We start from the raw sequence: 11176 nt of genomic DNA, 5'->3' as shown, positions 1-11176 counted from the left end.
TTAATGAACCTCGACCACAGCGCCCTGCAATTTCTGCAAGGCATCGTTGACCGCGTCCGGCATCAGCTGGCGCAGGCAGTTGTAATGGCCGAAACGGCAGGTACGGTCAAAGCACGGGCTGCAATCGAGACCCAGACGAACCACTTCGACGTGCTCGGCCAGCGGCGGGGTAAAGCCCGGCGAGGTCGAACCGTAGACGGCGACCAAGGGGCGGTTCAGCGCAGCGGCAACGTGCATCAGGCCGGAATCGTTGGAGACCACCGCGTCGGCGCAGGACAGCAGATCGATGGCTTCGGCCAGTGAGGTGCCACCGCTGAGGTTGACCGATTCTTCACGCAGGCCCGGGATCAAACGTGCGCGGATGTCTTCGCCGACCGAGTGATCGTTTTTCGAGCCGAACAGCCACACCTGCCAGCCTTCGCGAATGCGCGCTTCGGCGACTTTGGCGTAGTGCTCGGACGGCCAGCGCTTGGACTCGCCGAACTCGGCACCGGGGCACAGCGCCAACACCGGGCGATCGAGGCTCAGGCCGAACTTGGCCAGCGCCGCTTCGCGGGTGACCGGATCGATTTGCAGGCTTGGGCGCGGATACGGCTTCGGCAGCTCGGCGTTCGGCTCATAGGCCAAAGCCATGAACCGCTCGATCATCAGCGGATAGCGCTCTTTGTCGAGGGTGCGCACGTCGTTGAGCAGGCCGTAGCGGAATTCGCCGCGCCAGCCGGTGCGCTTCGGGATGCCGGCGAAGAACGGCACCAGCGCCGACTTCAGCGAGTTCGGCAACAGGATCGCCTGATCGTACTGGCCACGCAGGGATTTGCCGATGCGTCGACGGGTCGCCAGCTCCAGCGCGCCGTGGCCGAGCGGGAAGCTCAAGGCCTTGCGCACTTCAGGCATGCGCTCAAGGATCGGCCGGCTCCACTCGGGGGCCAGCACGTCGATTTCGCATTGCGGGTGGCGCTGCTTGAGACACTGAAACAGTGTCTGCGCCATCACCATGTCACCGACCCAACTGGGCCCAACGATCAAAATATTCATGTGGCTTCCAAAAACGAGCCGGGGAGGCATTTACGCCTCCCCGCCCGAGATTCACTGAGGGAGCGGCGCTGCTTGCGATGGGTCATTACCTTCAACATGACTGTCGACTGTCACTCCGCTATCGCGAGCAGGCTCGCTCCCACATTGTTTTTTTGTCCTGCTGCAGATCTACAGACACTGTAGATCCACTGTGGGAGCGAGCTTGCTCGCGAAGGGGCCATCACATCCGACATCGCTGTCATCTGACACTCCGTCTTCACGAGCAAGCTCGCTCCCACAGGGTATTGGGTGCTGCATAAACCGCTTTCAGCTTAGCCCCATCTCTTTCCAGATCCGCAAAACCTGCCGCCGCTCTTCGGCAAACTGGTCGCCCGGTATCACCCCCGCGTCCTTCTGCAAGGCCTGCCGGTGGGCGGCGGAGCGGTAGGCTTTATAGGCCTCGCGCAACAGGCTGGCGTCTTCGGCGGGCATCAGCCCTTCGTGTTCCAGCTCTTCCAGAATGCGGATGTTATCGGTCCAGCGCAGCAGTGGCGGGTGGCTGTGCGACCACGCCAGGGCCGCGTATTGCACCATAAATTCAATATCGACGATACCTCCGGCGTCCTGCTTGAGGTCGAACGGCGCCGTGGCATCGAAGGCATTCGCTGCGGTACCGGCTGCGGTGCTCTTGGTGCCAAGGTTGTCGCGCATCTTCGCGCGCATCTCGCTGACTTCCTGTTGCAGCTTGGCCAGATCACGGGATTTGCCCAACACCTGCGCACGAACTTTCTCGAACGCCTGTCCGACATCCTGACTGCCGACCAGCACCCGCGCGCGCACCAGGGCCTGATGTTCCCACGTCCAGGCTTCATTTTCCTGATAGCGGGCGAATGCACCGAGCGAGCTGACCAACAGCCCCGAGGCACCGGACGGCCGCAGACGCATGTCCACTTCATAGAGCTGACCGGAGTTGGTCTGCGCCGTCAGCAAGTGAATGATCCGCTGCCCCAGGCGCGTGAAGAACTGCGCACCATCAATCGACTTCGGCCCGTCGGTTTCCGCCTGCGGATCGCCGTCGTGGATAAACACCAGATCCAGGTCCGAACCATGCCCCAATTCCAGACCGCCGACTTTGCCGTAACCGACAATGATGAAGCCGGGATCGCACAACGTGCCGTCGGTACGCAGCGGCGTGCCGTATTTGGCCACGGTCTGGCGCCAGGCCAGGGCCAGCACTTGCTCGAGAATCGCCTCGGCCAGCCAGGTCAGGTAATCGCTGACTTTCATCAGCGGCAGGCTGCCGGCGATTTCCGACGCTGCGACGCGCAAGCGGTGCGCCAGTTTGAAATGGCGCAGGGCTTCCATTTGTTGTTCGAGATCGTCCTCGGGGATCCGCGTCAGCCGCTCGCGCAACTCGGCGGCCAGTTCCGGCGCCAATGGCGGCTTGAACAAACGACCTTCGTTAAGCAATTCATCCAGCAGCAGCGGGAAACGCGTGATCTGCTCAGCGATCCACGGACTCGCCGCGCACAACGTCAGCAAGCGTCGCAGGGCGCCGGGGTTTTCCGTCAGCAAGACCAGATACGCCGAACGACGGGCCACTGCTTCCACCAAAGGCAACACCCGCTCAAGCACCAGATCCGGATTGGCGTGCTCCACGGCTTGTGCGAGCAGACGCGGAATAAAAGCATCGAGACGCTCACGCCCCAGCCGCTGCATCGCCCGCAGTTGCGGGCTGCTGCGCAATCCGGCCAGCGCTTTCAGGGCTTTGCTCGCATCAGCAAAACCACCCTCTTCCAACTGACGGCACGCGGCCTCTTCGTCCTGCGCCTCTTCCCACAGCGGCAGCCACTCACCGCCGACCACCACTTCACTTTCGGCGCCTTCATCCTCATCGGGATCGGCTATCACCTGGGCGAAGTGCCAGGCCACGCGGCCACGCCAGAACATCAGTTTCTCGTGGAATGCATCCCAATCGGTGAAACCGAGCATGAAGGCAATGCGCGCCTGATCCTGCGCGCCATCCGGCAGCATCTGTGTCTGACGGTCGGCAATCGCCTGAATCGCGTGTTCGGTGTAGCGCAAAAATTCGTAGCCCTCACGCAACTCGCTGATCACTGCCGGCGGCAGATAACCCTGCCCCTCCAGGGTGCTCAACACCTTTAATAGAGGACGCTGCTGCAAGCTCAAGTCGCGGCCACCGTGGATCAACTGAAAAGCCTGAGCGATAAACTCGACCTCACGAATCCCGCCGGAGCCCAGCTTGATATTGTCGGCCATGCCCTTGCGCCGCACTTCCTGCTGGATCAGTTGCTTCATGGTGCGCAGCGCTTCGATCGCCGAGAAATCCAGATAACGCCGGTAAACGAACGGCCGCAGCATGTCGAGCAACTGCGCACCCGCGACCTGATCGCCGGCCACCACCCGCGCCTTGATCATCGCGTAGCGTTCCCAGTCGCGGCCCTGATCCTGGTAATACTGCTCCAGCGCATTGAAGCTCAGCACCAGCGCGCCGGACGAGCCGTACGGGCGCAGGCGCATGTCGACACGGAATACAAAGCCGTCGACGGTCATCGGATCCAGCGCCTTGATCAGGCGCTGGCCGAGACGTATGAAAAATTCCTGGTTATCCAGCGAGCGCTTCACGCCCACCGTTTCGCCGCCCTCGGGGTAGGCGAAGATCAGGTCGATGTCCGAAGACAGGTTCAACTCGACGGCGCCGAGCTTGCCCATGCCGAGGACGACCATTTGCTGCGGCTCACCGCTGCGGCGGCCGGTCGGCGTACCGAATTGTTCGCAATGGCGGCTGTACAACCATTGATATGCCTGGTCGATGGTGGCGTCGGCCATGTCCGAGAGATCACGGCAGGTCTGCACCAGATCGGCCTGACGGGTGAGGTCGCGCCAGATGATCCGTACTTGATGGCGGGCGCGCTGACGACGCAGGGCGCGACCGAGCTCATCTTCGTTCTGGGCAGCGTTCGCCGCGGCGGCAATCTGCGCACACAATTCACCCGGCGCAAAAGCCCGGTCGAGTTCGCCGGACTGCACCAGTGCAAGCAACATCAAAGGGTCACGAACGCTCTGTTCAATGACAAACTCGCTGGCGGCGGTGACGCGAGCGAACTGCGCCCAGCGCTCTGGCGTCCAGCTCGCGAAGCCGTGATCGTCTTCCAGCGTGGCGACGGCCGTACGGAACGACTGCTCGGATCGAGTGACCAACGGCAGGAGAATGGCGGGCAGTTCGGCAAGCACGGGCAGGGTCATGGTCTATCCTTGATCGGCGTGTAAATGGCCGCTTGTAGTGATTGGTGAAAAGCCGCTACCCGGAGGACTGTCGAACAAAAGTTAGAAATAGCTGAAATTTCTTTCTCTTTGGCAGCGAACATCAAAGTTTCACCTTTTTCGGATGGCAAAAGACCAACCTTAACGATTATTCTCACAACGCAGCCGGAGGCCACAAGCCATTCTTCTGTAGTTTTACTACTCGTCTATACATTCGAAAGGCTGAAATGCCGGAAGATTTGTAGTAAAACTACACGCCGCCGGAACAACCTATCGGCAATCCAAGAATTTTAAATCGTCTGCCCACAAGGCCAGTCGCAAACTCAGGCAACCGATTCTGGAAGCCTTTCCGCCCTGGAGCAAGCCATGCAAGACCTCGATCCCGTCGAAACCCAGGAATGGCTGGACGCCCTGGAATCGGTTCTCGACAAAGAAGGCGAAGACCGTGCTCACTATCTGATGACCCGTATGGGTGAACTCGCGACCCGCAGCGGCTCGCAACTCCCTTACGCCATCACCACGCCTTACCGCAACACCATCCCGGTAACCCACGAAGCACGCATGCCTGGCGACCTGTTCATGGAACGCCGCATTCGCTCGCTGGTACGCTGGAACGCGATGGCCATGGTAATGCGTACGAACCTGAAAGATTCTGACCTGGGTGGTCACATCTCCAGCTTCGCTTCCAGTGCGACCCTGTATGACATCGGCTTCAACTACTTCTTCCAGGCCCCGACCGACGAACACGGCGGCGACCTGATCTACTTCCAGGGCCACACCTCGCCAGGCGTTTACGCCCGCGCGTTCATGGAAGGCCGCATCACCGAAGACCAGATGAACAACTTCCGCCAGGAAGTCGACGGTCAGGGCCTGTCGTCCTACCCGCACCCTTGGCTGATGCCTGACTTCTGGCAGTTCCCGACCGTATCCATGGGTCTGGGTCCGATCCAGGCGATCTACCAGGCACGCTTCATGAAGTACCTGGAACACCGCGGTTTCATTCAGCCGGGCAAACAGAAAGTCTGGTGCTTCCTGGGCGACGGCGAGTGCGACGAGCCGGAATCCCTGGGCGCTATTTCCCTGGCCGGCCGCGAGAAGCTGGACAACCTGATCTTCGTCATCAACTGCAACCTGCAGCGCCTCGACGGCCCGGTTCGCGGCAACGGCAAGATCATCCAGGAACTCGAAGGCGTGTTCCGCGGTGCTCAGTGGAACGTGACCAAAGTCATCTGGGGCCGTTTCTGGGACCCACTGCTGGCCAAAGACGTCGACGGCATCCTGCAACGTCGCATGGACGAGGTCATCGACGGCGAGTACCAGAACTACAAAGCCAAAGACGGCGCGTTCGTGCGTGAACACTTCTTCAACACGCCTGAACTGAAGGCGATGGTTGCTGACCTGTCCGACGACGAGATCTGGAAACTCAACCGTGGCGGCCACGACCCGTACAAGGTCTATGCGGCTTACCACGAAGCGGTCAACCACAAAGAACAACCAACCGTCATCCTGGCCAAGACCATCAAGGGTTATGGCACCGGTGCCGGCGAAGCGAAAAACACTGCCCACAACACCAAGAAAGTCGATGTCGACAGCCTGAAGTTGTTCCGCGATCGTTTCGACATTCCGGTCAAGGACGAAGAGCTGGAGAACCTGCCGTTCTTCAAGCCAGAGCCAAACAGCGCCGAAGCCCGCTACCTCAGCGAGCGTCGTGCTGCCCTGGGTGGTTTCGTGCCACAGCGCCGCGCACAAAGCTTCAGCGTGCCGACTCCGGATCTGGACACCCTCAAGGCCATCCTTGACGGTTCCGGCGACCGTGAAATTTCCACCACCATGGCCTTCGTGCGGATCCTCGCGCAACTGGTCAAGGACAAGGAAATCGGGCCGCGCATCGTGCCAATCATCCCGGACGAAGCCCGTACCTTCGGTATGGAAGGCATGTTCCGTCAGCTCGGCATCTACTCCTCCGTTGGCCAGCTCTATGAGCCAGTCGATAAAGACCAAGTGATGTTCTACAAGGAAGACCAGAAAGGTCAGATCCTTGAAGAAGGCATCAACGAAGCAGGCGCCATGAGCTCGTTCATCGCCGCCGGTACTTCGTACTCCAGCCACAACCAGCCGATGCTGCCGTTCTACATCTTCTACTCGATGTTCGGCTTCCAGCGTATTGGCGACCTGGCCTGGGCTGCCGGCGACAGCCGTACCCGTGGCTTCCTGATCGGCGGCACCGCCGGCCGTACCACCCTGAACGGTGAAGGTCTGCAACACGAAGACGGTCACAGCCACCTGCTGGCCGCGACCATCCCGAACTGCCGCACCTACGATCCAACCTACGGCTACGAGCTGGCGGTGATCATTCAGGACGGCATGAAGAAGATGACCGAGGAGCAACAGGACATCTTCTACTACATCACCGTGATGAACGAGTCGTACCAGCAGCCAGCCATGCCGGCCGGTGCCGAAGAAGGCATCAAGAAAGGCATGTACCTGCTCGAAGAAGACACCCGCGATGCGGCACACCACGTTCAACTGATGGGCTCCGGCACCATCCTGCGTGAAGTCCGTGAAGCGGCGAAGATTCTGCGTGAAGAGTTCAACGTTGGCGCCGACGTGTGGAGCGTTACCAGCTTCAACGAACTGCGTCGCGACGGCCTCGCTGTAGAGCGCAGCAACCGTCTGAAGCCTGGCCAGAAGCCTAAGCTGAGCTACGTCGAAGAGTGCCTGAACGGCCGTAAAGGTCCGGTTATCGCGTCTACCGACTACATGAAGCTGTTCGCCGAGCAGATCCGTCAGTGGGTACCGTCCAAGGAATTCAAAGTCCTGGGCACCGACGGTTTCGGCCGCAGCGACAGCCGCAAGAAACTGCGTCATTTCTTCGAAGTCGACCGTCATTTCGTGGTGTTGGCAGCCCTGGAAGCACTGGCTGACCGTGGTGATATCGAACCTAAAGTCGTGGCTGAGGCCATCGTCAAGTTCGGCATCGACCCGGAAAAACGCAACCCACTGGACTGCTGAGGAGACATTTTGTGAGCGAACTCATTCGCGTACCTGACATCGGCAGCGGTGAAGGTGAAGTAATTGAACTGTTTGTGAAGGTCGGCGACCGTATCGAAGCCGACCAGAGCATCCTGACCCTGGAATCGGACAAGGCCAGCATGGAAGTGCCGGCCCCGAAAGCCGGCGTCATCAAGAGCCTGAAAGTGAAGCTGGGCGACCGCCTGAAAGAAGGCGACGAACTGCTTGAGCTGGAAGTCGAGGGTGCCGCTGAAGCGGCCCCTGCTCCGGCGGCCGCGCCTGCTGCAAAAGCTGAAGCCAAACCGGCTGCCGCGCCTGCTGCTGCCGCGCCAGCCGCCGCTGCTGCACCTGCTGCCGCTTCGGTTCAGCAAGTGCACGTGCCGGACATCGGTTCTTCGGGCAAGGCTCAGATCATCGAGATCCAGGTCAAGGTCGGCGACAAGGTCGAGGCTGATCAATCGCTGATCACCCTCGAATCGGACAAGGCGAGCATGGAAATCCCGTCGCCTGCCGCTGGCGTGGTTAAAGCCATCAGCGTCAAGCTCAACGACGAAGTCGGCACCGGCGACCTGATTCTGGATCTGGAAGTGGCGGGTGCTGCGGCCCCTGCTGCTGCCGCTCCGGCTCAGGCTGCTGCACCGGCCGCTGCCGCTGCGCCTGCTCCGGCAGCCGCTCCAGCTGCACCGGTTGCCGACAGCGTTCAGGACATCCACGTTCCGGACATCGGTTCGGCTGGCAAAGCCAAGATCATCGAAGTGTTGGTCAAGGCTGGCGACAGCGTTGAAGCCGACCAGTCGCTGATCACCCTGGAGTCCGACAAGGCGAGCATGGAGATTCCATCGCCTGCCGCTGGCGTGGTGGAAAGCATTTCCATCAAGCTGGATGACGAAGTCGGTACCGGCGACCTGATCCTCAAGCTGAAAGTCAAAGGCGCGGCGCCTGCTGCTGCCCCGGCTCCAGCTGCCGCCGCTGCACCGAGCGCTCCGGCACCTGCCGCTGCTGCTCCGGCTGCCGCTGCACCTGCTGCCGCTCCAGCCGCCGCACCGGCCAAGCCGGGCGCGAAAGTTCACGCCGGCCCAGCCGTGCGTCAACTGGCCCGTGAGTTCGGCGTCGAGCTGAACGCTGTCGGCGCCAGCGGCCCGCACGGTCGTATCTTGAAAGAAGACGTGCAGACTTACGTCAAAGCGATGATGCAGAAGGCCAAGGAAGCACCGGCCGCTGCAGCGGGCGCAACCGGTGGCGCGGGCATCCCGCCGATTCCGGTCGTCGACTTCAGCCGTTTCGGCGAAATCGAAGAAGTGCCGATGACTCGCCTGATGCAGATCGGTGCGTCGAGCCTGCACCGCAGCTGGCTGAACATTCCGCACGTGACGCAGTTCGATTCGGCTGATATCACCGAGCTGGAAGCGTTCCGCGTGGCGCAGAAAGCCGTTGCAGAGAAGGCTGGCGTCAAGCTGACCATCCTGCCGCTGCTGCTCAAGTCGTGCGCGCACATGCTCAAGGAACTGCCGGACTTCAACAGTTCGCTGGCGCCAAGCGGCAAGGCGATCATCCGCAAGAAATACGTGAACATCGGCTTCGCCGTCGACACTCCGGATGGCCTGCTGGTACCGGTCATCAAGAACGTCGACCAGAAGAGTCTGTTGCAACTGGCAGCCGAAGCCGCTGCGCTGGCCGCCAAGGCCCGCGACAAGAAGCTTACTGCTGACGACATGCAAGGCGCCTGCTTCACCATTTCCAGCCTCGGCCACATTGGCGGCACCGGCTTCACGCCGATCGTCAACGCGCCGGAAGTGGCGATCCTCGGTGTTTCCAAGGCAACCATCCAGCCAGTCTGGGACGGCAAAGCCTTCCAGCCGAAGCTGATGCTGCCGCTGTCGTTGTCCTACGATCACCGTGTGATCAACGGCGCCGCTGCCGCACGCTTCACCCAGCGTCTGGGCAGCCTGCTGGCGGACATTCGCACGATCCTGCTGTAACTCGATCGGTCCTCCGGCAACGGAGGGCCGATTGCTGCACCCTTTCGAGCGCCACACGCTCGTACCTCAACCCCGTCAGTTTGGCGGGGCTTTTTTTTGCCTGAAGAATTTCCCTTCCCGTCTTTTTCCCACAAGCTGTGCTGCTTTCGGCCACAACCCTGGTCGACTTGGCCCCGATCTTTTTTATTCAATACACAACTAACCTAGGCGCAGAAAAATCAACTAAGCAAACTTTACCAACACCTCTGTTTATTCAAATTCATTCGAATGGATTCGACATGTTAAAACCAACTATCGGCCCGATTGTCGGCCACGTTACAACTCATCATGCGCGCATATTCATGCGAGGCAACCGGCAGAACAATGCATTGGTATTTGCCGGAATACGTTACCGCGCAGCCGGCACACAACAATGGTCAAAAGGTAACTTCGCGCATCTGAGCGAATTACGCGATATGTCGCACGTGTTCGCCCTCAATAACTTGAGCAACGACACCGAATATGAATATCAGGCCGGCTGGTTCAGCCCGATGAATCCGGTACACACGCCGGACAGCGTCGCCGAACTGCCGCTGCAATGGCCACGAGAGATCTATCGTCTGCGCACCCGCTCCAGTAAAGCCCTGCAACCCAGAGCCTATATCGTCGGTTCCTGCCGCTACCTGCGCATGACCGCCGGTATCGCCTCGCTGCCGCAATTGGGCGACCGGATCTTTGCGTCCATCAACCAGGTAATCGAAGGCATACAACCGCCCATCAGCGCAGTAATGATGACCGGCGACCAAGTCTACGTCGACGATTTGAATCTGATCGCACCCGATCGCGAATACGAAGATATCCTCAATAAGTACCGTGCCGCGTTTTCCCAACCGAATATTCAACGCCTGATGTCCGGCACTTCGACTTACATGATTCTCGATGATCACGAAATCGAAGATAACTGGCCGGCCAATGCGAGCAAGTCCGACACTGACTTATACCGTAACGCCATGGCGGCTTATGAGTTGTATCAGGTCAGTCACAGTCCGGTACATCCACTGACAACTAACGGTGAAATAGATCACTCATCACTTGAGCATTACTGGTATCAATTCAGCGACGGCGATATCGAATGGTTTGTCACCGACAGTCGCACCCGCCGCCACTTGTCAGCCGATGATCGACGCATCCTCGACGAGGCACAGGAACAGGCCCTGCTCAAATGGCTGAGCAACAGCACGGCGCGGGTCAAGTTCGTGGTCACCAGCGTGATGTTCTATCCGGATCGCAAACTTCACGGCGATGACGCCTGGAAAGGCTTCCCCGAACAGCGCCTGCGCTTGCTGGAAACCATCCGCACCCGGCGAATCAAGAATGTCGTGTTCATTTCGGGTGACGTCCATGGCTCGCTGACCGCTCGCCTGAGCCACAGCGAAGACCCGGACTTCGAAGTCCACACCGTGGTGTCCTCGCCGCTGTTCAACAGCAAACTGCTGCCGTACGCCAAAGCGTCCACGTTCATTCTGGATCAACCGCTGATGCGCACGGCGGCGGGCGATTATCGGCATGAACTGACCAGCACAGTGGTGAGTGAGGACAATTTCGCTCATCTGGTGGTCGAGGCCGGGCAGATTCAGGTCAATTACCACGACCGTGATGGCAAACAGCTGCAGTCGATCGCCATAAAGCTGCGCTAAGCCTTGAGCTCGCAGCCTTCGGCAGCGCCTACAGAGGGCGCATTCCCCCCGTAAACACTGGCCAAGGCTGCGTACGTTTGCTCATTTCAACGACGCGCTGGAGAAATGTTCAGCGCAGCCGACATATTCTTATAGCACTTGGCCTTCATGTCTCTTGTCAGTCGGTGCCGCAATGATGCAACCTTGCCGCAGGCAACAGTAAAGAGGGCG

5 protein-coding genes are annotated in these 11176 nt (G+C 59.9%); 3 read left to right on the top strand and 2 right to left on the bottom strand.

Annotation, left to right across the window (positions count from 1 at the left end):
* A complete protein-coding gene (waaF, locus tag P3G59_RS02415) occupies positions 1-1035 on the bottom strand; it encodes a lipopolysaccharide heptosyltransferase II (protein WP_277760315.1) in 1035 nt (344 codons plus the stop codon).
* Between the two features lie 306 nt (positions 1036-1341).
* The gene (gene glnE, locus P3G59_RS02410) at positions 1342-4281 is read right to left on the bottom strand and encodes a bifunctional [glutamate--ammonia ligase]-adenylyl-L-tyrosine phosphorylase/[glutamate--ammonia-ligase] adenylyltransferase (RefSeq protein WP_277760314.1); all 2940 of its coding nucleotides are present in this window, start codon (positions 4279-4281) and stop codon (positions 1342-1344) included.
* Between the two features lie 384 nt (positions 4282-4665).
* Between glnE and aceE the strand changes: the two genes are divergently transcribed.
* The 3 genes from aceE to P3G59_RS02395 all read left to right on the top strand — a co-directional run bounded on the left by aceE (position 4666) and on the right by P3G59_RS02395 (position 10966).
* Entirely contained in the window at positions 4666-7311 is a 2646-nt protein-coding gene (gene aceE / locus P3G59_RS02405) for a pyruvate dehydrogenase (acetyl-transferring), homodimeric type (RefSeq protein ID WP_123448340.1), read from the top strand.
* Positions 7312-7322: 11 nt separating this feature from the next.
* Positions 7323-9290, top strand: a complete 1968-nt coding sequence (gene aceF, locus P3G59_RS02400) for a dihydrolipoyllysine-residue acetyltransferase (RefSeq protein WP_277760313.1) — start codon at positions 7323-7325, stop codon at positions 9288-9290.
* 278 nt (positions 9291-9568) lie between these two features.
* Positions 9569-10966, top strand: a complete 1398-nt coding sequence (locus P3G59_RS02395) for an alkaline phosphatase D family protein (protein ID WP_277760312.1) — start codon at positions 9569-9571, stop codon at positions 10964-10966.
* Positions 10967-11176 lie beyond the last annotated feature (210 nt).

Origin of the sequence: Pseudomonas sp. A34-9, assembly GCF_029543085.1 — a bacterium.
Lineage (GTDB): Bacteria > Pseudomonadota > Gammaproteobacteria > Pseudomonadales > Pseudomonadaceae > Aquipseudomonas.
This window is presented reverse-complemented; position numbering and strand designations above follow the sequence as displayed.

Coding starts and splice junctions, on each gene's coding strand:
- glnE (WP_277760314.1), bottom strand. CDS start 4,281: ATGACCCTGCCCGTGCTTGCCGAACTGCCCGCCATTCTCCTGCCGTTG.
- P3G59_RS02395 (WP_277760312.1), top strand. CDS start 9,569: ATGTTAAAACCAACTATCGGCCCGATTGTCGGCCACGTTACAACTCAT.
- waaF (WP_277760315.1), bottom strand. CDS start 1,035: ATGAATATTTTGATCGTTGGGCCCAGTTGGGTCGGTGACATGGTGATG.
- aceE (WP_123448340.1), top strand. CDS start 4,666: ATGCAAGACCTCGATCCCGTCGAAACCCAGGAATGGCTGGACGCCCTG.